Source organism: Streptomyces sp. CO7, assembly GCF_053474865.1.
In genome coordinates this window covers 833704-836778 of record NZ_JBRIOU010000004.1, presented here as the reverse complement: position 1 = coordinate 836778, position 3075 = coordinate 833704, and the positions used below count along the sequence as shown (strand labels likewise).

Annotated in this window: 3 protein-coding genes; all 3 read right to left on the bottom strand. The window is 74.3% G+C overall.

The features are described from left to right. A partial coding sequence (locus tag ACOV8S_RS16600; protein ID WP_448318576.1) for a DUF4328 domain-containing protein occupies window positions 1-538 on the bottom strand: 538 nt, incomplete at its 3' end. A 1-nt stretch (window position 539) separates the two neighbouring features. Further along, complete coding sequence (locus tag ACOV8S_RS16595; protein ID WP_448318575.1) at window positions 540-1340, bottom strand: DUF4328 domain-containing protein; 801 nt, start codon at window positions 1338-1340, stop codon at window positions 540-542. A gap of 168 nt (window positions 1341-1508) precedes the next feature. Beyond that, window positions 1509-3075: family 20 glycosylhydrolase (locus tag ACOV8S_RS16590; RefSeq protein WP_448318574.1), on the bottom strand; the 1567-nt coding region annotated here is incomplete at its 5' end.

The window sequence follows — 3075 nt, the reverse complement described above, 5'->3', positions numbered from 1 at the left end:
GTGCGGGGCGGGCCGAGGCCCACCAGATGTCGCTCGTGACCTGGAACGGGAACCACAGGTTGACCACCGGGAGGAACCAGCCCCCGAACACCCACCCCCGACTCCGCCGGTGCCCGCCCGGGGAGAACACCTCGGCGTTGCGCCGGACCCGGTGGAACCAGAGCAGGAGGACGACGCCGAGCGCGAAGTAGGCGACGGCCTGTGCCGTCGCCACCGTCCGCCACGGTCCGACCGTGTCGGAGGTCGTGTAGACGTCGGCCACCGAGGCTCCGGAGGCCAGCAGTTCGTTCGTCAGGTCGAACATCCGGAGGTCGGTCGACACCGCGTAGAGGTTGAGCAGCGCGAGCGCACCGAGCAGCCCGGCGGTCCAGCGGCCCAGGGTCAGCGGCGGGCGCAGCCGGACGTCCGGCGCGCCGGCCACGGGCCGCAGGCCGACGGCGCAGGGCGCGCAGTGCGCCGCATCGGGCTCGGCCTCGGCCGTCCGGCAGTTCAGGCAGTGCGGGCGGACCACGTCGTTCTCCCCGGAAGGTGTCGGCACGTCAGCTCCCGTGCGGCGGCACGGGCGCCGCGGGCGGAACCGGGGCTCCGGCGGCGGGCACGGTGGCCGCCAGGTCCATGGCCTTCTCGTGCTGCGCCGCCGAGAGCCGCAGCACGAACATCGCCGCCACCACCGCGGTCACGGCGTCGAACCCGTCCGAGGCCATCATCCAGAGCAGGCTGTCGCTGGCCGCGTCGACGGGTGGGGTGTCCTCCTCGAAGGCGCTGTCGAAGGCGCGCGAGGCGACCCGGCCCAGTACCCAGCTGCCCAGCCACAGCGCCCACCACAGGTTGAGCAGGACCCCGGCGCCCGGTGCTCCGGGCCGCTCCGAGGCCCGCCAGATGTCGCCGGCGATCTGCCGCGGGAACCACAGGTTCGCCACCGGGACGAACCAGCCCCCGATCGCCCAGCCCGGCGTCTTCCGGTGCTCGCCGGGGGCGAACACCTCGGCGTTGCTCCGGACCCGGTGGAACCAGACCAGGAAGACGGCGGCGGCGGCGACGAAGGCGACGCCCTGGGCCAAGGACACCACCACCATCAGCAGGCTCGTGCCGACCATGGCGTCGAGGCCGATCACGGTGGCCCCGGCGGCCGCCTGCTCGCCCGCCTCGGTGTACATGCGGTACTCCACCCCCACCGCGACCAGGTCGGTCAGCGCCACCAGTGCGAGCAGCGCGGCGACCCAGCGGCCGAGTGTCAGCGGCGGGAGCAGCCAGGCGCCCGGCGCGGCGGGCGCCGCGACGGGCGGGGCGACGGGCGGCCACGCCCCGGCGCACCGCGCGCAGTGCGGCCCGTCGGACAAGGCCTCGGACCTGTGGCAGCTGAGGCAGCGCACAACGGACTCCCGGAAAGCGACGACGCACGACGGCGGTGCGGGCGGACACAGCGGTGCGGGCGGGTGGCGTCGCCGCCACCCGCCCGCACCGGAAGGGGAACATACGTCCGACGGCACCGTGCCGTCCAGGGGAAATCAGTCGAGGCCGTCCGCCAGCTGCTGGAACTCCGCCCAGCTCAGCGAGGGTTCACGCCGGTCCCACAGCTTCTGCGAGGTCGCCCGCAGCGGCATCCGCAGCCCCGCCGCCACCTGCTCCTGGGTCTGCGCGTTCGGCCGGTCGCCCCAGACGGCGAACGAGCCGCCGAGGATCTGGGCGTCGTACCGCTCGGGCACCGCGGTCGAGCCGCGCACGACCAGCGGGGTCCACTCCTCGTAGATCCGCTTCCCGGTCGGGTAGACGAAGGTCAGCGGCTCGCCGAGCACGTAGTAGAGGTACTCGTCGTTGTAGTTGATCAGCTTGCGCCCGGCCTCCAGGAACTCCAGGGGCTTCCGGGCGCCGATCTCCTTGCCGGTCCAGTACGCCACCTGGATGTCCTGCGAGGGCGCGACCGCGCCCCCGTCGAAGAACCCGTCGTTCCAGGCGCGCGGGGTGCGGTCCAGCTTCTTCACGGTCGCGGCCCGGTCGTTGAGCCATCCGGTGGTCAGGTCCTCGACCGTGCCCTCGGGGCCGTACTTCTCGCGGGCGGCGGCGGCCAGCCCCGGGTACGTGGCCTCCGGGTCGCTCGCCAGCAGCGCCACGTACTCGTCGGCGCCCAGGTGCCACTCGGTGCCGGGGAAGACCTCGGCGTACTCCTGGATCAGCTCGTCCACGATCTTCCCGGCGGCCGGCTTGGCGATGTCGATCGCGCCCGCGGCCGGCCGGCCGTTCGCCTTGTACAGCTGGAGGTCCGGGTGGGCGTCGAGCACCGCGCCGAGGTGCCCGGGCGAGTCGATCTCCGGGACGATCCGCACGTGCAGGCTGCGGGCCAGGGCGACGATCCGGTTCACCTCGGCCTTGGTGAGGTGCGGGTCCGTCACCACCTCGGAGTGGCTGCTCGACTCGATGCGGAAGCCCTGGTCGTCGGAGAAGTGCAGGCCGAGTTCGTTGTACTTGAGGTCGGCGATCTCCCGGACGCGGGCCTCGATCCAGTCGGCCGCGTAGAACTTCCGCGCGATGTCCAGCATCAGGCCCCGCTTGGGCTCGGCCGGCTCGTCGCGGATCACGCCCTCGGGCGCGCCGCCGCTCCCGGCCACCGTCTGCTTGAGCGTGCGCGTGCCGTAGAAGACGCCGGCCTCGGCCGGCCCGCTGATCACCGCGCGGCCGCCGTCGACGGTCAGCCGGTACGACTCCGGGTTCGCGCCCTGGTCGCCGCCGACCTCCAGGCGCAGGTCCCCGGGCTTGCGGTCGCGGGCGCTCTTCTCCCCGGCGTAGGTCATCCCGAGCTCACGGGCGACCAGCCGCCCCTCGTCGGCCAGGCTGTCGTCGTTGACCACCACCCGGGCGGTCTTCGCCGGCCGCCAGCCGGGCCCGGAGGCCGCGGTGTACTGCGTGACGGCGGGGATGGTCCGCGGCGGCCCGGACACCGGCGTGGGGGAGGCGGGCGCCGCCCGGGTTCCGGCGGGCGTGCGGCTGCCGGGCGACCCGTCGTGGCCGGCCGGCCAGAGGTTGTAGGCCAGGACGGCCGAGCCGGCGACGGCCACGGCCGCCGCGGCCCTCCGGGCC